This is a genomic window from Prevotella sp. khp1 (assembly GCF_900102205.1).
Taxonomy (GTDB): Bacteria; Bacteroidota; Bacteroidia; order Bacteroidales; family Bacteroidaceae; genus Prevotella; species Prevotella ruminicola.
The window spans coordinates 154,572-174,778 of record NZ_FNJZ01000002.1 but is presented as its reverse complement, the minus strand read 5'-3'; the positions used below and the strand labels follow the sequence as shown (position 1 = coordinate 174,778).

Sequence of the window (20,207 nt, the reverse complement as noted above, 5' to 3'; positions counted from 1 at the left end):
GTAAATAAGAAAAAGGTAAAAAAGTAAAAACTATAAGATTATGAAATACAATAAAATAGCAACAGTCATCTGTTCGGCTGCCTTGAGCTTGCTCACGCTGACAGGTTGCGAAGGTGGTGATTTGTTCAGCATCAATGCACCCGATTGGCTTTCGTCAAAGGCTGATTCTATTGCTGCCGAAAAGGCTAAGAATCAGGGCGACGATGTGATTGAAGGTATGGAGGAGGATGTGTACACCGTTGGTGCTACCGATTACTCTACAGGCTGGTGGGCTCAGTTCTCTAAGTACTATCAGATTCCCGAAGGCGGCAAGTGGATTGCTCAGTTCAACCTGAATATCAATCCCAGTGCCTCTAACACTTATAAGAACTTTGCCATGATTATTACTAACGACGAGGATCGTGGTGCTGGCAACTATAAGGAGTATGGTGCTATCCGATACGACTATCAGCCCAGTGGTAACTCTGAGTGGGGTGACTATATCGACCGTAGTCTGGCATCGAGCGACTTGGAGTTTGCTACCGATACCGATACTGGTGTTGATAAGTTAGGTGGTAAGGTAACACTCACTATCGACCGTACCAATGGTGGATTGGTGGTTACCATGACTAATGGCGTGGTTACAAAGACCTATAACCAGACTTCGGCTCTGGTTAACCTGAATGCTGATGCCTCTAACGGCACTATCCGCGCATTCCTGGTTCCCGAGGGTTCTTATATTAGCTGGCTGGGTTCTACCATCGAGCCTATCGGTGGCTTTACCTCTAAGGAGGATAAGCAGCCACTTTCGATGACACTGAATGGTGTGCCCAAGAAGGTGCTGCAGGGTACCGAGGCTGCCGATGCCTTTGCTAATGTTACTGCTACAGTTCAGTTCGAGCAGGGTGTATCTAAGGAGGTTACAGCCAAGGATCTTACCTTCCAGGCTATTCCAAATATGGATCAGTTGGGCAGTAAGACGCTGGTGGCCGTTTACAACAAGACCTATAAGGGCGAGGCTGCTAATCCTATTATCGCATACGCTTCATTCCAGGTGGTTGATAAGATGTACACCAGCATTGGTGCTACCGATAACACGACTGCCTTCTGGGGTGCTCATTCTGAGAATATCAAGGTTGGTGCTAAGGAAACGTTTGTTTCGCGCTTTACCAACTATACCAATGGTCAGAACAACTGGAACAACTTCTGCGTTGTTCTCTGTGCTGCCGATAATTCTGAGTATGCCGTAGTACGTGCCGATAACTATGGTTGGGGTGCAGGCTATGAGAATAATGCCGCCCTCGAACTTTCTGGTGGTCAGAGCGACTGGGGTGCATGGCTCAAGGCTATGGATGGTGCCAAGGTTACTACCTATGTTACTAACCATGGTAACGGTTCTGCCGATGTGAAGGCTGTGATGGTTGGCAACAACGGCGTTACCTATACACAGGAGTATAAGGGTATCAAGATTAACTCCGACGACTTCTACTTCCGCTTTACCGTGGATGGTAGCCATCTTGAGTTCGATGATGTGGTTGGTGCCGAGGATAACTCTACAGCCTTCTGGGGTGCTCACTCTCAGGACTTCAACGTACCTTCGGGCTATACCGTTAGCACACGCATCAAGAACTTTACAAACCTCCAGAACAACTGGAATAACTTCTGTGTAGTTCTTACCAGCGATGGTACCAACGAGTATGGTGTGGTACGTGCCGACAACTATGGCTGGGGCGACAGCTATGGTGCTTGCACACCAAGTGGTGGTCAGAGCGACTGGGGTGCATGGCTCAAGGCTATGGACGAGGCTATGGTAACCGTTTCTGTTACTAACAAGGGCGGTTCGGCCGATGTGAAGTGTGTGATGGCAGGTAGCGATGGCAAGACCTATAAGCAGGATTACATTGGTATCAGCCCCATCAGCAGCGATCTCTATTTCCGATTCACTGTAGATGGCAGTCACTTGATTTTCGAATAATTTAAATTGATGAAGAAGTATCTGTATATATTACTGTCTGCACTGGTTCCCATGGGTGCTATGGCGTACACGCTGAAGCGAGTAAGCGTACACGACCCAAGCATCGTGTGGGAGCCAGCGTCCCAGACGTACTACATTTTCGGTTCGCACCGTGCGGCGGCAAAAACTACCGATCTGATGAACTGGACAGCGTTTACGGCTCCTTGGGCCACAGCATCCAGTCAGAATGCAGCCAACAGTGCAGCCTTTACAACCCCCGCAGTAACTACCGTTAAGAAAGGCGGTGCAACTGTGTCGTTGCCAAAATTCAGTGCTACAGCTTGGGCTAAGCGTGGTAGTACCAGTTATAATGTTGATGGCAACATGTGGGCGCCAGATGTTATCTGGAATAAAGCCATGAAAAAATGGTGTATGTACCTTAGTGTGAATGGCGATAACTGGTATTCGAGCATCATTCTGCTTACAGCCGACAATATCGAAGGTCCCTACCTTTATCAGGCTCCTGTGGTGATGAGTGGTTTCCATACCGGCACATCCTATAAGGATACCGATCTTGAAGTGGCCATCGGCACTCAGGCTTCGTTGCCAGGTCGCTATGCTGTGGGCAGCAACTGGGGCAAACGTTATCCCAACTGCATCGATCCCTGTGTATTCTACGACGAGGATGGCAAGCTGTGGATGTCGTACGGCTCGTGGAGTGGTGGTATATGGATGCTCGAACTTGATGAGAATACTGGTTTGCGTGACTACGATGTAGAATATACCCTGACCGGTGCTGGCGATGGTGTAACTGTCGACCCTTATTTCGGCAAGAAAGTTGCTGGCGGTTTCTATGTGTCGGGCGAAGCCTCGTACATCGAGCATATCGGTAACTATTACTTCTTGTTTGTAACCTACGGCGGACTGGCTGCAGGTGGTGTGGCCAGCGACTATAACAATGGCGGTTACCAGATGCGTGTGTTCCGTTCTGAGAAACCCGATGGTCCTTATCTGGATACTGAGGGCAAGGATGCTATCTTCCAGAGTTTTATGGTCGATTTCGGTCCGCAGTCAAAAACCGATCGTGGTGTGAACATCTTTGGTGCTTATGGCGATTGGGGCAACATGGCTACAGGAAATCTCTCAGAGCGCTCGCAGGGTCACAACTCTATCCTTGCTGCCGAAGATGGCCGTACCTATCTGGTTTATCATACCCGTTTCCAGAATTCTGGCGAGAACCATCAGGTGCGTGTGCATCAAGTGTTCCAGAACCAGGATGGTTGGCTGGTAGCAGCTCCATTCGAGTATACTGGCGAGCAGGTAAAGAGTGTCGATATTGCTACCTCTCAGCAGATAGCAACAGCCCAAGTTCCTGGAGGTTACAAGCTGTTGATACATAAATATCGCCTGAATCACACTACCAAGGAACTGGTTACCCCCGTAGAAATCCAACTCAATGCCGATGGTAGCATAAGTGGCAGTCAGAGTGGTACTTGGAGTATTAACGAGGGCACCTCGTACATCACCATCACGTTGGGTTCAACCGTTTATAAAGGTGTGATGGTAGAACAGAACTTGGAGAATAAAACATTTAGCGACGATAAGACACCTGCATTCACGGCTTTGGCCGATGATGGTGTTACCATCTGGGGCTATAAGTATAGCGAAACCACTGGCATCAGCCAAACGCTATCTGACAATATACGCCAGAATGGGGCTATCTATGATATGCAAGGTCGCCGCGTAAACAATCCACAACGTAAAGGAATCTATATCCAGAACGGTAAAAAATACATAGTAAAATAAGAATATGAGAAAAACAGTTGTCTCGTTGATGCTGTTAGTCCTGAGTGCAAACCTGGCGGTTTATGGACAGCAGCACCCCAAGCAGCGTATGCCTTTTGTTACCGACACACCCATGGTGCACGACCCTGTGATGGCCTACGAGGATGGTACTTATTATTTCTTTGCCACAGGCATGGGTATCCAAAAAATGACATCTGTCGATCGCAAGAACTGGACAGTACACACAGAGCCTGTCATGTCGGTCATTCCTCAGTGGACCCACGATTCCGTACCAGGCTTCCAGCAGCATGTCTGGGCACCCGATGTGATTCAGTGGCATGGCAAATGGTGGCTCTCATACAGTTGCTCTACTTTTGGTAAGAATGGTTCGACCATCGGACTGCTCTCTACCCAGAAGCTGGCTTCTGGCTTGTGGAACGATGAGGGCTGTATCGTTACTTCGCGCGAAGGTCGTGACAACTGGAATGCCATTGATCCTAACTTTGTGATCGACGACCAGGATCAGCCTTGGCTGGTATGGGGCTCTTTCTGGGATGGTATCCAACTGGCTCGTCTCGATACCACCATGCATATTGCCAAGGGCAAAAAGCCTCGTACCATCGCCCGCAGGTTTAACTTGGATAGTAACGCCAGCAAGAATGCGCTGCCCATCAATCCTAATCCACCCAAGAATCCAACGTCCGACTTTGCCGGACCAAATGCCATCGAAGCTCCATTTATCTTCAAACACGCAGGATACTATTATCTGTTTGTATCGTGGGATTATTGTTGTCAGGGTAGCAAGAGCAATTATCGTGTAGTGGTAGGTCGTAGCAAAACCATCGATGGTCCGTATCTCGACCGTCATGGCATTGATATGCGCTATGGTGGTGGCAACCTCTTTATCGAGGGCGATAAAAAGGCGTTCGAGGCTGCTGGTCATTGTGCAGCTTACCATATCGATGGTCAGGATGTTTTTATCTGTCACGGCTATAGCATTGCTCACCAAGGAGCATCTATTCTCATCCAGCGTCCTATCAGTTGGACGCCTGACGGATGGCCGACTTTGGAATAATGAAAAGAAAAGTGATAAAGTGAAGAGTTATGTTCCCCATAGTTAGTTATAAGTTAGTTAGAAATAAAGATTTTTGCAGTAATGTTTGGTTAAAGGCGATAACAATGCTTTTCGCTTTTCACTTTTCTTTTACTTCGGCTTTCGCCCAGTCGTGGACGGCCGATAACGGTAATGGCACATTTACCAACCCGCTTTTCTACGATGAGTTTTCCGATCCCGACATTCTGCGTGTGGGCGACGACTACTATCTGGCTGGTACCACCATGCATACCGTGCCTGGTCTGGTGATTCTGCACTCCAAGGATTTGGTTAACTGGGAGAATATCTCGTATTGCTTTGATCGTTTCGACTTTGCCGACGATGCTTTCTCACTCAAAAACCACAAAGAAATCTACGGTCAGGGTGTTTGGGCACCGGCCATCCGCTATGCCAATGGCCAGTTTTATGTGTTTACCAATATCAATGGTAAGGGGCTGCAGTGCTACACCGCAAAGGATATCCGCGGCCCTTGGCAGCACCATAACATGCAGGGACGTATCTATGACCTCTCTGTGCTCTTCGATGATGATGGTAAGATTTATGCCATCCATGGCTATGGGGAGGTGAAGTGTACCGAGTTGAAACCCGATATGAGTGGTCCTATCGAGGGCACTGAGTGCACCATCATCCCTGAGGGGAGTGCCGTGGGCGAGGGACACCATATATATAAGATAGGTGGGATGTACTATCTTATCTCGACTGATTATATACCTAACGGCCGCACACTTTGCAGTCGTTCGAAAAGTATCTGGGGACCTTACGAAACCATCACCATCACGGCCGATGAGACTTTTGGCTATCATGCAGCACCGCTTACGCAGGTGCCACGCGGCGAGAAGTATCGTATTGGTCAGGATGGCACTAAGTTCGGAATCCCCCAGGTTGACAAGGATGCCACAGCCTGCACGAACATCCATCAGGGTGGAATCGTACAAGATCAGAGCGGTCAGTGGTGGGCTCTGCTCATGATGGACTTCCATAGCATCGGACGTACTGTCACCTTAGCGCCTATCACCTGGAAAGATGGCTGGCCTATGATAGGCCTCGAAGGCAACCTTGGTCGCGCTCCACGTACCTGGTTCAAACCCAACATCGCTACCAACATAAAAGCACATGCTCCATATCTTCGTAACGATGATTTTAATTCGGCAAAGCTGGGTAACGTATGGCAGTGGAATCACAACCCCGATGATACTAAGTGGGGGTTGAAGAAAGGCCGCTTGCGTCTTCAGTCGATGCCTGCCGAACAGCTGATGTGGGCACGTAACTCGCTCACTCAGCGTGTCATCGGTCCTACGTCTATCACCACTGTCGAGCTCTTTACCAAAGGTTTGAAAGATGGCGATGTGGCAGGTCTTGGCAATATCAACGTGCCCTGCTCGTGGATAGGCATTGTAAAAGATGGTAATACCCTTACACTCCGCTGCTACGAGCAAGCCACCAACGATACCATCAATCAAGAAGTGAATGCCGGGAAGCTATGGCTGCGCATGGTTGGTGATTACGATAACAATCAGGCTCATTACGAGTATTCGCTCGATGGTAACACCTATCAGCAGTTAGGTCGCGAAATGCCTCTTAGCTATCAGCTTATCTCGTTCCAGGGCTCGCGCCATGCCCTTTTCGCCTTTAATCATAAGGGCAAACAGGGTGGTTATGCCGAGTTCGACAATTTTAAGGTAGTAGAACCGCAGGCAGATCGCAGTCAGAATATCCCATACGGCAAGTCGTTTCGCATCATTAATTTAGCCACGGGCAAACCTGCTATCGCCCAGAAGCATGGCTTGCTTTACGATACCGATGAGGCCGACAAGAGTCTACAAACACGTTTCCGTATCATCGATAAAGGTCAGGGAAAGGTTATTCTGCAGTGCGAAGATGGTCGCTACGTATGGTGCTCGGGCTTTGGTATTCCGGGCGATGTACGCCTGACTACCGATGCTTCGAAAGCCGAGGTGTTCCTATGGCAGGATTATCTCAACCACGAGTTTATGCTCCTTTCTATGCGCACCCACCGCTACATCGGTAAAAGTCCCACCACAGGCAGTCCTTATTCGATGGACTTCGCTGGTGCCGACCCAGCCCGTCGCAATGGCGCCGTATTCCGTTGGGAGTAATTATTTTGCGATGAGGGCTTGGATTTGGGCGGGGGTGAGTTTGCCTGAGCTGATAAACTCCTGCATGATGTCGTTGAGTTTGTTTTCAACCTCCTCGGTGATGGTGTAATCCCACGTCAGCGCCTCTTCGATGCTAACGCGCACGCCACCCTTGTTATGACTGTTATCCAAGCAATAGAGCGTGATGTCGGGATGCTCTTTCAGCAGATAGGCAATGCGCCCCTTAAAGAGCGGATAACAATACACATAGTAATAGTGACTCATGGCACGATTCGACCTGATTAAGCGGTTAATCATATTCGTGAATCCTGTTACCGGATCGTTGTGCACAAACACGATGCTGGCTTTAAACCCACGGTCTTGTACCATTTTTAGGCGACTCTCGAATGATGGAATACTGATAAAAGCACCATCGTACACCAATCCTGCACTATGGGCTAGCGCTTTCAGTTTGGGATTATTCCTCAAAGCAGTAGATTTGCCAGATGCTGTCGATCCCATCATAAAAAAGATGGTCTTGTTGCCTTCGGCCTCAGCACGGTCAATCAGTCTGGCTAATACCAAACTGTCTATCTGTCGGCTGGCCATGATATAATCGGTAACGTTCAGTCCGTTGTAGCCAATGCATTTTAATTCCTCGCGTACATTGTCGGGGTCGAGAATATTGCCACTTTTTGCCAGATACGAGTCTGCCAGCGAGTCGAGATGTTCGCCCACCCATTTATATGCCGCATCGAGTTTAATAACCAACTGTGTCGAGTCGGTTTTCTCGTTGGTATTGCTAATTAGGTTTGCTGCCAATGCTGTAGTTTGCCAAAGCATCAGCAGTGCTATAAGTATTGTTTTATAGATAGCACGTTTAAACATAATCATATTACTTCTTGGCTGCAAATATACAACATATTTTTAAAATAACAGGTTTTTACCATCATTTTTAGGGTAAAGTGTTTGCGTTTTGCAGAAAATGTCCTATTTTTGCAACAGAAAAATAAACTAAATGTTATGAAACTACTGCTTGTATCGATGTTTATGGCACTCGTTTCGCAGAGTGTTTTTGCGCAGAATGACTTTGTAAAAGGGGCCGATGTGGGATTTCTCACAGGTCAGGAAAAACATGGTGTAAAATTTCACGACCGTGATGGAAAGGAACGAGAATGCTTGGAACTGTTGAAGACCGACTATCAGATGAAGGCTATCCGTATGCGAGTGTGGGTGAACCCACGCGGCGGCATGAACGATAAGCATGAGTTGCTTGCTATGGCCAAGCGTGCCAAGGGATTAGGTATGGACCTGATGGTTGACTTTCATTATAGCGACTCATGGGCCGATCCTGCCAAGCAGCCTATCCCCGAGGCATGGAAAGAGCATAGTTACAAGCAGATGAAGAAAGATGTGCGCGAACATACCATCGATGTGCTCTCGCTACTCAAGGCCAATGGCATAGAGCCACGCTGGGTGCAGGTGGGTAATGAGACGGCCAACGGCATGCTCTGGCCCATGGGGCATATTGAGCAGAATCCCAAACAGTATGCTGGCTTCATCCGTGCTGGCTACGATGCTGTGAAGAAGGTGTTCCCTCAAGCCATTGTTATTGTGCATCTGGATCGCGGCCACCTGCAGAGCCTTTACGATTATAATCTGGATATTGTGAAGAAGTATGGTGGTAAGTTTGATATGATAGGCATGTCGCTCTATCCCTACTGGGCCATGCAGGATCATCCCGAACTAAATCCCGATGGCATTATCACCGACTGTATGGCGAACATCCGCCATTGTAGCGAAAAATACGGCTGCGATGTGATGATAGTAGAAACGGGTTTTGAGGTAGATGAGCAGCACCCAGAAAAGATGGACGAGGGGCGCCGCCAGCTAACCCGTGTGATTCGCGAGGCTCGTAACGAAACCAATGGCCGTTGCCGTGGTGTGTTCTATTGGGAGCCCCAGTGCCTGCCTGGTGGCTATAAGCTTGGCGCCTTTAACAGCAACGCCGCGCCTACAGCCATCATGGAGGCCTTTACTGAAGAAAAACAAATGCCATATATCCCAGATGGCGTGATTGATACTACCAAGCACGAAGCTGTAGGGTTAAAACCGGCTGCTAACGTAAAAACCGTAACGGTATTTAAGGCTAATGAGCAGTCCGATCACTATGCAAACGGCGTAGTGTTAGCCGCGTTTAAGGGCAAACTGTACTGCATGTGGCAAAGCTCACCAAAGGATGAGGATAGCGACGATACCCGTGTGCTTTATAGCATCAGTAGCGACGAAGGTAACTCGTGGAGCAAACCCATGGTACTGGCTGCACCTAATCAGGATTGTTGTTGTACATCAGGCGGTTGGCTGGTAAACGGCGATACGCTACTGGCTTTTATTGATACTTGGCAGAAGGGACTTTCGCCACGAGGCGGAAAGACTTGCTATATTACCAGTACCGACGGACTCTCGTGGAGCCCAATGCTACCAGTAAGAATGGCCGATGGCAGCGAGATGGATGGTGTGTTAGAGCAAGATCCTTATCGTTTGCCAGATGGACGTTTAGTGGGAGCTACTCACTTTATGCCAGGATTACATGTATGTCCTGTTTATACCGATGATCCGAAAGGTATAAGCGGTTGGCGTAAAGGACTGTTTGAATACAAAGACTTGGGCAAAACATCGCGAGAGATTGAGCCCAGTCAGTACGTACAGCCCGATGGCACCATTGTGATGCTGTTCCGTGACCAGAGCAGCAGTTTCCGTAAATTAGTATCTATAAGTAAGGATAAGGGAGAAACATGGACAAGACCTGAATGCACAACTATTCCAGATGGGCGTACCAAACAATGTGCAGGTAATCTACCCGATGGCACCTCGTATATGGTTAGCTGTCCTGCTCCTGCCAAACGTCGCTGGCCGCTCGTGCTGCATTTGAGTAACGATGGCATAAAGTTCGATAAGGCCATCTTGTTGCGTAGTGGCTCACTAAACGATTTGCCACCACGACGTTATGAGGGAAAATATAAAACCTTGGGATATAGCTACCCCAAGGCCATTGCATATCATCAAAACTTATATATTGGATATTCAACTAATAAAGAAGATGTAGAATGTACTATCGTTACCCTTTAGGGCTTTACGTGACGGTAACATTTTTTTGTTGTCTTTGTAGTCGATTTTTTGAATTAATAAAAATAATTGTTTAACTTTGCACCCAAACAAACTACAGAAATGAAGAAATTACTATTTACATTGTTTTTTGTGTTAGGCAGTATGGCTACTGCTTTGGCCGAGAATTATCCCTATCGTGCTGATTATTTGTGGCTTACGGTGCCCAATCATGCCGATTGGCTCTATAAGACTGGTGAGCGTGCTAAGGTCGAAGTGTCGTTCTGTAAGTATGGCATGCCACAGAATGTAGAGGTGACTTATGAGATTGGGCCTGATATGATGCCGGCTACATCGTCGGGAAAGGTATTACTGAAGAATGGTCGTGCCGTGATTGACATGGGTACGATGAAGAAACCTGGTTTTCTTGATTTGCGATTGAGCGTTGATGGCAAGTATCAGCATCATGTAAAGGTTGGTTTCTCGCCTGAGCAACTGAAACCCTACACCAAGAATCCCGCAGATTTCGATGCTTTCTGGAAGGCAAACCTTGATGAGGCTCGCAAAACGCCTGTCTCGGTAAGTTGTAATAAGGTAGAGAAATACACTACCGACGAGTTTGATTGCTATCTCCTGAAAATTAAGACCGATCGTCGTCATAGCATCTATGGCTATCTTACCAAACCCAAAAAGGCAGGCAAGTATCCCGTTGTACTCTGTCCTCCAGGCGCTGGCATCAAAACCATCAAGGAGCCCATGCGTAGCACTTACTATGCCAAGAACGGCTTTATCCGTTTGGAGATGGAGATTCATGGTCTGAATCCAGAGATGACCGACGAACAGTTTAAGGAGATAACCACTGCTTTTGATTACGAAAACGGTTATCTTACCAATGGACTCGACGATCGCGACAACTATTACATGAAGCATGTTTATGTGGCATGTGTGCGAGCTATCGACTACCTGACGTCGCTCCCCGATTGGGATGGCAAGAATGTGTTTGTACAAGGTGGTAGTCAGGGTGGTGCCCTTTCGCTCGTTACGGCAGGTCTCGATCCTCGTGTAACAGCCTGTGTTGCCAACCATCCTGCTTTAAGTGATATGGCCGGCTACTTGGATAACCGTGCTGGTGGCTATCCTCATTTTAACCGATTGAAGAATATGTTCACTCCCGAAAAGGTTAACACTATGGCTTATTACGATGTAGTAAACTTTGCCCGTCGTATTACCTGTCCGGTTTATATCACTTGGGGATATAATGATAATGTGTGTCCGCCAACTACCAGCTATATTGTCTGGAATCTGATAACAGCACCCAAAGATGCACTCATTACCCCCATCAATGAGCATTGGACAACTGAAAATACTAATTTTAATCAAATGGTATGGCTCAAAAAACAAATGCATTAATTATTGTATTGCTTATGTTCTGCTGCCCCAATGTGCCGGCGCAGAAACGTGCTAAGTACGAGTTTATGCGTAATCTGCCTGTGTATGCCGACTCGCTAATTGCCCATTTCGATTATCCCTTGGCTTGGGAAAATAGTGGCATTAAGAAGTTTGCAAAATGGAAGAAAGTGGCGCGCCAAAAGGTGTTCGACTGCATGCTGATGCCACCGCCACCATCTGTCGATGGTTATCAGACTAAGGTGCTGTTCGAGGAACAGCGCGATGGCTATAAGGCCCGGAAGATAGAAATCCGTTTATCGCAATATTACACCGTACCAGCTTATGTATTGATTCCTGATGGTAAAGGTCCATTTCCTGCCATCAATCTGTTGCACGATCATGGTGCCCATTTATATATAGGTAAGGAGAAGATGATACGTCCGCTATCCTGTGAGGATAAAGCGGTAGTGAAAGATGCTGAGGAGTGGCTGGCTGGTTACGAAGGCCAGTTCTTTGGCGATTATCTGGCCAGGCAGGGCTATGTAGTTTTCTCGGCCGATGCCCCGATGTGGGGAGAACGCGGACAGAAAGAAGGACCGCGCCGCGACCGATACGATATGATAGCAGGCAATATGATGCTGTATGGCATCGACCTTTCGGCCTGGATGACCTACGACGATATCGCTGGTACCGAGTTCTTAGCGCAGATGCCTGAGGTAGATGCCTCGAGGATTGGTTGTACAGGTTGGTCAATGGGTGCCTATCGTGCCTGGATGTTGGCTGCACTCAGCGATCGCATCAAAGTAAGTGCCTCGGTATGCTGGATGGTTACAGCCGATGAACAGCTGTCGTTTAAGTACGATCGAACCGAGAATGGCGGCTTTGCCAACTGTTTTCCAGGTTTGCGTCGCTGGATGGATTATCCCCATGTGGCCAGTATTGCCTGCCCTAAACCCATGCTCTTTATCAATGGTAAACAGGATAAACTATTCCCTGTGCCTGGTGTCGAAAAGGCCTTTTCCATCATGCATAACACCTGGCAAAGTCAGGGAGCCGACGATAAACTGGAAACCGAACTCTGGGATATCCCCCACAGCTGTGGTCTGAAAGCCCAGCAGCGTGTGCTCGAATTCTTCAAGAAACACTTATAAAAAGGAAACTACTTAAATATGAAAAGAACGATTTTAATGGCAGTTGTCTGCCTGCCTCTTTTAGCTTCGGCTCAGTATGTGTCGAAGGTGTGGTGCCCCGAAAATGGCGATGGCACCTACACCAATCCTGTGATTAATGCTGATTATAGCGACCCCGATGTGTGCGTGGGTGCCAGCGGCGAGGATTATTACATGACGGCTTCGTCGTTTCAGTGCGTGCCTGGTCTGCCCATCCTGCACTCCAAGGATTTGGTAAACTGGGAGATTATCAATTATGCATTAGGTAATCTGTACGAGGGCGATGAGGCTTTGCTCGAGCATTTTTGTTCGCCTCGTCATGGTGCAGGCGTTTGGGCGCCTAGTATTCGCTATCATGCTGGTTGGTACTATATCTATTGGGGCGATCCCGACTTTGGTGTGTATATGGTAAAAACACAGGATCCTGCCGGCAAGTGGGAGGCTCCCGTTTGTGTGATTAAAGGGCAGGGGTATATCGATACCACGCCGCTTTGGGACGATGATGGCCGCTGCTATCTGGTGAACGGATGGGCCAACAGTCGTTCAAAGTTTGCATCGGTACTCACGGTGCGCGAATTATCAGCTGATGGCACTCGTGTCATTGGCCAGCCTGTGATTGTTTTTGATGGCAACGGCACTGAGAATCGTACTTGTGAGGGGCCCAAGTTCTACAAACGCGATGGTTGGTACTGGATTATGTGTCCAGCTGGTGGCGTGCCTACTGGTTTCCAGTTGGCCATGCGTAGTCGCAGCCCTTATGGTCCTTATGAGCATAAGATAGTATTAGCTCAGGGCAAGACTACTATCAACGGCCCTCATCAGGGTGGTTGGGTACATACCAAATACGGCGAGGATTGGTTCTTGCATTTTCAGGATAAAGAGGCTTATGGTCGCGTGGTTCACTTGAATCCCGTTGATTGGAGTACAGGTTGGCCCATCATGGGTAATAAGGGTGAGCCTGTAACTACCTATAAGAAACCAAAGAGCAGTTCAACACTGGTGGTTAATCCTGTTGAAAGCGATGAGTTTAATAGTAACAAGTTAGGTCTGCAGTGGCAATGGCATGCCAACTACGATGAGAAATTCGGTATGCCCACCGCCTTTGGCACCTATCGTATCTATAATTATAAACTCTCGGATAACTTCGTGAACTTCTGGGAGGTGCCCAATCTGTTGCTCCAGAAAACGCCTGCCGATAAGTTTACCGTTACCACCAAAATCCGCTTTACTTCGAAAGCTGAAGGACAGATGGGAGGCCTCATTATGATGGGCCTCGACTATTCGGCGTTGGTAGTAAAGCGTGTGGGTAAGCAGTTTCAGCTACTGCAACTCACCTGTAAGGCTGCCGATAAAGGTAATCCACAAACTGAACAGCTGATTGCAACCCTGAAACCCTCAGCCGAGGATAAGATCGATTACAAACCAGCTATCCACATGGATATCTATCTCCGCCTGAGTGTAGATAACTCTAAGTTGAAGTTCGCCTACAGTCTGGATGGCAAGAAGTTCAAATCCTGTGGTACTGAGTTCCAGATGCGCGAGGGCAAATGGATTGGCGCTAAGTTCGGTTATGTATCTGTAGATGATAATGCTAAATCCGATCGTGGCAATCTGGATGCCGACTGGATTAGGGTAACACCATAAGGTGCTTATATATAATAAGGTGTGGGCTTGTATCTATGGGATGCAAGCCCTTTTTTGTTATGCAAACGTTTGCACGTCAAAAATAACATTTTTAAACAGAAAAAAGAATATCGTATTGAAATCTGATATATCTTTGCACCGATGAAACTGTAAATTCAAGCTCCTAAGAAGCTTAAAACGATATAACAATAACAAATTAACTCTAATTCAAATGTAATGATGAAGCAGGTAAACATTCAATTCCCGATGAGGATGATTGGCCTTATTTTAGGTCTGTTCCTATCGGTAAGTGCCTTTGCGCAGATTGACGTAAAAGGTCATGTGAAAGATGCTACAGGCGAACCCATTATCGGCGCAACAGTACGTGTTGACGGCACACAGGCCGCCACTGTTACTGATTTCGACGGTAACTTCGTGCTGAAGGCAGAACAGGGTGCAAACATTACCGTGAGCTATATTGGCTATCAGAGCCAGACGGTAAAGGCTGCTCCCAGTTTGGTGATTACGCTCCAGGACGATGCTGCTGTACTTAATGAGGTAGTGGTTATCGGATATGGTGCAGTAAAAAAGAGCGACCTGACTGGTTCGGTTACAGCTTTGAAGCCCGATACAAAGAACAAGGGTTTGGTTGTTAACGCCCAGGAAATGATGCAGGGTAAGATTGCTGGTGTTAATGTAACCAGCGATGGTGGTACCCCTGGTGGTGGCTCTACCATCCGTATTCGTGGTGGTTCGTCTCTGAACGCATCAAACAGCCCTCTGATTGTTATCGATGGCGTACCTATGGATAACAACGGTGTGAAGGGTCTTGCTAACCCCCTCTCGATGGTAAACCCACAGGATATCGAGTCGTTCAACGTGCTGAAGGATGCTTCGGCAACTGCTATTTATGGTAGCCGTGGTTCTAATGGTGTTATCATTATCACCACTAAGAAAGGCCGCAAGGGTAGTGCACCTCAGGTAAGCTACTCAGGAAGTGTTACCATGAGTATGAAGAAGAAGACTGTTGATGTACTTGACGGCGATCAGTATCGTGCATTGGTTAAGCAGGTTTATGCCGGCAACTCTCGTGAGGCTGAGGCTTTGGCTGCTCTGGGCGATGCTAATACCGATTGGCAGAAGGAGATTTACCGCACTGCATGGAGCCACGATCATAATGTAACCGTAGCTGGTGCATTCAAGAACTTGCCTTATCGCGTATCTCTTGGTTATACCGATCAGCAGGGTATCTTGAAGACATCCGACTTTAAGCGTTACACTGCATCTGTGAACCTGAACCCATCACTGTTCGACGATCACCTTACTCTGAACCTGAATGCCAAGGGCATGTGGGCTAAGTCGCAGTATGCTGACACTGGTGCTATTGGTGCTGCTGTTGCTTTCGACCCAACCAAGCCTGTTCATGACGACAGTGCTACCAACTTTGGTGGTTACTGGGAGTGGCAGGTTCCTGGCTCATCACTCAACGATCCTTCATGGGCAACAACAACAAACCGTAATGCTACCAGCAACCCAGTGGCTCTGCTGGAGCTGAAGGACGACCGTGCTATCAGCCGCTCGTTTATCGGTAATGCCGAGGCCGACTATAAGATTCATGGTTTCGAGGATCTTCGCCTCCACCTTACTTTAGGTGCTGATGTCTCAGAGGGTAAGCAGTGGACAGATGTTGAGAATTCTTCTCCTGCAGCTATCTACTACGGCTCACATGGTTGGGATCGCATTACCAAGCGTAACCTCACCCTTTCGGCTTATGCTCAGTATTACAAGGATTTTGCAAAGATTCATCATGTAGATGTGATGGGAGGTTACGAGTGGCAGCACTTCTGGCGCTCACAGCGTAACAACTACTGGGGAGCATATCCCAGCACAAATGCTGAGAAGCCCGGACAGTATCACGATTGGTCGATGTACAACTATAAGACCGAGAACTATCTGGTTTCATTCTTCGGACGTGCTAATTATACGCTGATGGATCGTTATATGTTCACAGCTACTGTACGTGACGATGGCTCTTCACGTTTCCAGGATCACTGGGCACTCTTCCCATCAGCAGCTTTCGCATATAAGATTAATGAGGAGAAGTTCTTTAAGGATATCAACTGGCTCTCTGACCTGAAGCTTCGTCTGAGCTATGGTAAGACCGGTCAGCAGGATGGTATTGGCGATTACAACTACTTTGCTATTTATGCCATGAATACTGGTGTTGGTAGCTACTACGATATCAGTGGCGATGGTTCATTGGCTCGTCCAGATGCTTACGACCCATCACTGAAGTGGGAGACAACTGATACTTATAACATCGGTTTGGACTTCGGCGTTCTGAATCAGCGAATCACTTTCAGCATCGATGCTTATCTGCGTAAGACCACCGACCTGCTGAACAGTGCTAACGTAGCTGCTGGTTCTAACTTCAAGAACACCGTGATGACTAACATCGGATCGATGGAGAATAAGGGTGTCGAGGTTACCATCGGTGCTAAGCCTATTCAGGCTAAGGATTGGTACTGGACCGTTGACTACAACTTTACCTACAATAAGAACAAGATTACCGAGCTGGTAGGTGGCGACGATAAGAGCTACTTCGTTCCAACAGGTGGTATCGGTGGTGGTACTGGTGTTACAGCTCAGGCTCATGCCGTAGGTCATCCTAAGAGCTCGTTCTATGTTTACCAGCAGGTTTACGATAATGCAGGCAAACCTATCGAGGGACAGGTAGTTGACCGCAATGGTGATGGTACTATTACCGAGGCTGATAAGTACTACTATAAGAGTCCTGATGCTCCTGTAACCATGGGTTTGAGCTCACGTCTGGAGTACAAGAACTTCGACTTCGGCTTCACACTCCGTGCCAGCATTGGTAACTATGTATTCAACAACCTGATGTCGGGTAATGTTAACCTGAGTGCCGGTGAGCTTTACTCAAGCGGTAACAACTTCTTCGGCAACCGTCCTGTTGCAGCACTCGACTACAATTGGCAGACCTATGATCTGGAAGCTAAGCTGTCTGACCACTGGGTACAGAACGGTTCGTTCCTGAAGTGCGACAATATCACACTGGGTTACAGCTTCGAGAACCTCCTCCCAATGGGTAGCTACAAGGGCGTTAGCGGTCGTGTATATGCTACTGCTTCTAATGTATTCTGCATCACGAAGTACAAGGGCATCGACCCAGAAGTGTTCGGTGGTATCGACAACAATCTCTACCCCCGTCCTATCTCATTCATCCTTGGTTTGAATCTGAACTTCTAACATTATAAATAAGGTAACAATGAAAACATATATCAAAAATATCATTCCGGCAGCTGCCTTACTCGTAGCAGTAGGATTCAGCTCTTGTACGAAGGATCTGGACGTGACACCTATCGACCCGAACCTGAATACAGAGATTCAGCCGGAGGCACTCTTTAACAAGTGCTATGCAAACATCGCTGTAGCCGGTAACGGTGGTGCTAACGGCGATTGCGACGTCGACGGTATCGATGGTGGTACCTCAGGATATGTTCGCCAGCTGTGGAACGCTCAGGAGTTAACTACCGATGAGGCTATCTGCGGATGGGGTGATGAGGGTATTTCTAACTTCTGCTATAACACTTACGATGCCAGCCATCCTATGCTGCGTGGTTTCTACTATCGTTTGTACACTGGTATCTCTTTCTGCAATCAGTATCTGCAGGAGTTCGGCGACTATAATACCGCTATGACAGCAGAGATTCGTTTTATACGTGCGCTCAACTACTTCTATCTGATGGATGGTTGGGGTAATGTTCCTTTCGTAACCTCGATCTCTTCTGAGAAGCCTGTACAGTATTCACGTCAGGAAGTGTTCAACTTTGTAGAGAGCGAGCTGTTGGAGATTGAGCCACAGCTGAATGCTGCTACAGCAAAGAAGTCGACCGATGCTGGTTATGGCCGTGTTGACAAGGCTGCTGCCTGGTTGCTGCTGGCCCGTCTGTATCTGAATGCTGAGGTTTACACAGGCACTGCTCAGTGGCAGAAGGCTGCCGACTATGCCAAGAAGGTGATGGATTCAAGCTATAAGCTGAATACCACTGCTGTTGGCAAGTGGAGTGCTTACCAGATGCTGTTTATGGGCGACAATGGTGAGACAAGCGCTGCTTACGAGGCTGTATTCCCAATCCTGCAGGATGGTGTTCGCACTACCTCTTGGGGTACTTCTCTCTTCATGATCGCTTCTACTCACGATGCCGACATGTCAGACGTTAATGGTACAACCGAGGCTTGGGGTGGTAACCGCACTCGTCCTCAGCTCATCCAGAAGTTCTTCCCTGGTAACGATGCTCCTGAGGCTGCTCCTAGTGATGTAGTGAAGGCTGCTGGCGACGATCGCGCCATCTTCGACACCAGAGGTCGTGAACTCGAGAACACCGATCCTAGCAACTTTAAGAATGGTTATGCTGTAGCTAAGTATAATAACTATACCACTAATGGCGCAGCAACCAGCAGTGCTCAGTTCCCTGATGCCGACTTCTTCCTGATGCGTTCGGCTGAGGCTTATCTGACTTATGCAGAGGCACTGGCTCGTTTGAACGGTGGAGCTACTACAGCCGAGGCAGCAAGTGCTATTAACACACTGCGTCTCCGTGCTAATGCCGACACTAAGGCTAACTACTCATTAGATGAGATTTGCGATGAGTGGTGCCGTGAGTTCTACTTCGAGGGTCGTCGTCGTATGGACCTCGTTCGCTTTGGCAAGTTTGGTGGTAGCAGCGATTACGTATGGCAGTGGAAGGGTGGTGCCATTAATGGCCGCAACTTCGACGCAACGAAGAACCTCTTTGCTATCCCAACAACGGATCTGACAGCCAATCCAAATCTGACTCAGAATCCTGGCTATTGATTAATTGATAATGAATAATTAAGAATTGATAATTATGAAAACAATATTGAAGTCAACACTACTGCTGCTTTGCAGCGTGGGCCTGTTCACCGCTTGTAGCGATGACAACGACTCCAACCCAACGCTGGGTCAGCCTACTACATTTGTGCTGAATACTCCAGGCTATGCCAGCATGCCTGTTAATCTGGAAACATCAACAGAACTGCCTTTCACATGGTCTTCGCCTGATTACGGATGCCCCGTTGAGGCTGAGTTCCAGTTAGAGGCTTCTATCAATGGCAGTTTCACCGTATCAACAGCTGAAGCAGAGGAGAACGAGAGTCTGGTTCCTGATTACGTTGCACTGCCTGCTACCTTTACAGGTGGTTCTGGTTCAATGGATGCTGCCAAACTGGCTGCAGCTGTCAACACCATGGGTAACTGGGGTGATGATGCACCTGAGACTGTAACGCTTACAGTTCGTGCTTCGGCTACTACCAAGGGTGCAGCTACTATCTACTCTAATACAGTTAATATTATTGTTGTTCCTGCTGACGAGATTGCTCCTGCATTCCCAATGTATATTTACGAGATTGGTAATGAGAGTGGTTGGGGTACAGCTCATGCACTCTGCAGTCCTAACCAGGATGGTATCTATAAGGGCTTCTACTACCTCGATGGTGAGTTCAAGTTCAAGCCAAACGAGAACGACTGGAATAATGACTGGGAGAACGACGGCGAAGGCAAGATTGCCAATATCGACGGCGGTCCTAACATGCCAGGCGTTGATGCTGGATTCTATCTGATTACAGTTGACCTGAACGAGATGACCTATAGCGTTACACCTATCACCAACATCAGTATCATCGGTGGCTTCAACGATTGGGCTGGCGACGTAGAGATGACTTACAATGTTGAAGGTGGCTATTGGGAGTGCACAACAGGCGAAGTATCTGGCGAGTACAAGTTCCGTGCTAACCACGATTGGGCTATCAACTGGGGTGGAACTGAGGACAACCTGACACAGGATGGTGCAAACCTGAATAGCGACGGCGGTACTCACACCTACAAGCTTTATCTCTCTTGTGAGAACAAACATCATGTAGTTATCGAGTAACTTAATAACGACGTAGAA

11 protein-coding genes and 1 pseudogene are annotated in these 20,207 nt (G+C 47.9%); 11 read left to right on the top strand and 1 reads right to left on the bottom strand.

Features of this window, described 5'->3' with window-relative positions:
* Positions 1-40: 40 nt before the first annotated feature.
* The 4 genes and pseudogenes from BLR73_RS06625 to BLR73_RS06610 form a co-directional block, all read left to right on the top strand.
* A pseudogene (locus tag BLR73_RS06625) lies at positions 41-1,504 on the top strand (hypothetical protein); the annotation flags it as partial.
* Positions 1,505-1,963: 459 nt separating this feature from the next.
* Positions 1,964-3,739: a glycoside hydrolase family 43 protein gene (locus BLR73_RS06620; protein ID WP_091860395.1), complete on the top strand. Its 1,776-nt coding sequence runs from the start codon at positions 1,964-1,966 to the stop codon at positions 3,737-3,739.
* Positions 3,740-3,743: 4 nt separating this feature from the next.
* Positions 3,744-4,793 (top strand): family 43 glycosylhydrolase, encoded by a 1,050-nt coding sequence (locus BLR73_RS06615; protein ID WP_091860392.1) that lies wholly within the window; start codon positions 3,744-3,746, stop codon positions 4,791-4,793.
* A gap of 104 nt (positions 4,794-4,897) precedes the next feature.
* Positions 4,898-6,949, top strand: coding sequence for a glycoside hydrolase family 43 protein (locus BLR73_RS06610; protein WP_233456372.1), 2,052 nt, complete (start codon positions 4,898-4,900; stop codon positions 6,947-6,949).
* Here the strand turns inward: BLR73_RS06610 and BLR73_RS06605 are convergent, their stop codons facing one another.
* Positions 6,950-7,822 (bottom strand): hypothetical protein, encoded by an 873-nt coding sequence (locus tag BLR73_RS06605; RefSeq protein WP_091860387.1) that lies wholly within the window; start codon positions 7,820-7,822, stop codon positions 6,950-6,952. It lies immediately after the preceding gene.
* A gap of 129 nt (positions 7,823-7,951) precedes the next feature.
* Between BLR73_RS06605 and BLR73_RS06600 the strand changes: the two genes are divergently transcribed.
* The 7 genes from BLR73_RS06600 to BLR73_RS06570 all read left to right on the top strand — a co-directional run bounded on the left by BLR73_RS06600 (position 7,952) and on the right by BLR73_RS06570 (position 20,189).
* Positions 7,952-10,057: a glycosyl hydrolase 53 family protein gene (locus BLR73_RS06600; protein WP_091860384.1), complete on the top strand. Its 2,106-nt coding sequence runs from the start codon at positions 7,952-7,954 to the stop codon at positions 10,055-10,057.
* 66 nt (positions 10,058-10,123) lie between these two features.
* A complete protein-coding gene (gene axe7A / locus BLR73_RS06595) occupies positions 10,124-11,443 on the top strand; it encodes an acetyl esterase Axe7A (RefSeq protein ID WP_338063370.1) in 1,320 nt (439 codons plus the stop codon).
* The gene (locus tag BLR73_RS06590; protein WP_233456371.1) at positions 11,419-12,573 is read left to right on the top strand and encodes an alpha/beta hydrolase family protein; all 1,155 of its coding nucleotides are present in this window, start codon (positions 11,419-11,421) and stop codon (positions 12,571-12,573) included. The genes axe7A and BLR73_RS06590 overlap by 25 nt, the downstream gene beginning before the upstream one ends.
* An 18-nt stretch (positions 12,574-12,591) precedes the next feature.
* The gene (locus BLR73_RS06585; protein ID WP_233456370.1) at positions 12,592-14,235 is read left to right on the top strand and encodes a glycoside hydrolase family 43 protein; all 1,644 of its coding nucleotides are present in this window, start codon (positions 12,592-12,594) and stop codon (positions 14,233-14,235) included.
* Positions 14,236-14,454: 219 nt separating this feature from the next.
* Entirely contained in the window at positions 14,455-17,484 is a 3,030-nt protein-coding gene (locus tag BLR73_RS06580; RefSeq protein WP_091861250.1) for a SusC/RagA family TonB-linked outer membrane protein, read from the top strand.
* Between the two features lie 19 nt (positions 17,485-17,503).
* On the top strand, positions 17,504-19,093 hold the full coding sequence (locus BLR73_RS06575) for a RagB/SusD family nutrient uptake outer membrane protein (RefSeq protein ID WP_091860372.1): 1,590 nt from the start codon (positions 17,504-17,506) through the stop codon (positions 19,091-19,093).
* Positions 19,094-19,127: 34 nt separating this feature from the next.
* Positions 19,128-20,189 (top strand): cadherin repeat domain-containing protein, encoded by a 1,062-nt coding sequence (locus BLR73_RS06570; RefSeq protein WP_091860369.1) that lies wholly within the window; start codon positions 19,128-19,130, stop codon positions 20,187-20,189.
* Positions 20,190-20,207 lie beyond the last annotated feature (18 nt).

What these genes read in the sequence shown, in the direction of transcription:
- BLR73_RS06620 (WP_091860395.1), top strand. Translation starts at nt 1,964, where the DNA reads ATGAAGAAGTATCTGTATATATTACTGTCTGCACTGGTTCCCATGGGT.
- BLR73_RS06615 (WP_091860392.1), top strand. Translation starts at nt 3,744, where the DNA reads ATGAGAAAAACAGTTGTCTCGTTGATGCTGTTAGTCCTGAGTGCAAAC.
- BLR73_RS06610 (WP_233456372.1), top strand. Translation starts at nt 4,898, where the DNA reads ATGCTTTTCGCTTTTCACTTTTCTTTTACTTCGGCTTTCGCCCAGTCG.
- BLR73_RS06605 (WP_091860387.1), bottom strand. Translation starts at nt 7,822, where the DNA reads ATGATTATGTTTAAACGTGCTATCTATAAAACAATACTTATAGCACTG.
- BLR73_RS06600 (WP_091860384.1), top strand. Translation starts at nt 7,952, where the DNA reads ATGAAACTACTGCTTGTATCGATGTTTATGGCACTCGTTTCGCAGAGT.
- BLR73_RS06590 (WP_233456371.1), top strand. Translation starts at nt 11,419, where the DNA reads ATGGCTCAAAAAACAAATGCATTAATTATTGTATTGCTTATGTTCTGC.
- BLR73_RS06585 (WP_233456370.1), top strand. Translation starts at nt 12,592, where the DNA reads ATGAAAAGAACGATTTTAATGGCAGTTGTCTGCCTGCCTCTTTTAGCT.
- BLR73_RS06580 (WP_091861250.1), top strand. Translation starts at nt 14,455, where the DNA reads ATGAAGCAGGTAAACATTCAATTCCCGATGAGGATGATTGGCCTTATT.
- BLR73_RS06575 (WP_091860372.1), top strand. Translation starts at nt 17,504, where the DNA reads ATGAAAACATATATCAAAAATATCATTCCGGCAGCTGCCTTACTCGTA.
- BLR73_RS06570 (WP_091860369.1), top strand. Translation starts at nt 19,128, where the DNA reads ATGAAAACAATATTGAAGTCAACACTACTGCTGCTTTGCAGCGTGGGC.